The sequence below is a fragment of the Hallella faecis genome, assembly GCF_018789675.1.
In the GTDB taxonomy this organism is placed as follows: domain Bacteria; phylum Bacteroidota; class Bacteroidia; order Bacteroidales; family Bacteroidaceae; genus Prevotella; species Prevotella faecis.
Genome location: NZ_JAHKBE010000168.1, coordinates 1 through 417, shown reverse-complemented (window position 1 = coordinate 417; position 417 = coordinate 1). Strand labels below are relative to the sequence as shown.

Genomic DNA, 417 nt, shown 5'->3' with positions numbered 1-417 from the left:
GTGTTGTCGAGGTCGCCAACGGCCTTGATCTCCACAATGATGTTGTCGTAGCAAACGAAGTCGGCACGGTAGGTCTGCTTGAGCTCGTGCCCGTCGTAGTAGATCTTGAGCTCTTTCTCTCGTTGGAAGGGTATGCCGCGCTTAGAGAACTCAATGGCCAGGGCTTCTTGGTAGACTGCTTCGAGGAACCCGGGGCCGAGGGTGTTGTAAACGTACATCGCGGCTCCCGTGATGTTATAGGACTCTTGGCTGCGGTAGATCATGACGCTTAATATTTTAATTTTTTAGAACACGAGACTCACGAGACTCGGCTATTTTTTTTCGAACACGAATCTTACGAATCTTACGAATGCATGTCTTTAGAAACACCGCCGGTGTTTGAAATCTCACGAATGACTATTATAGACCCACTGACCA

Annotated in this window: 1 protein-coding gene; it reads right to left on the bottom strand. The window is 48.7% G+C overall.

Going from position 1 to position 417, the window contains the following annotated elements:
* On the bottom strand, positions 1-263 hold a 263-nt coding region (locus KM934_RS12990; protein WP_215761048.1), incomplete at its 3' end, for a GxxExxY protein.
* Positions 264-417 lie beyond the last annotated feature (154 nt).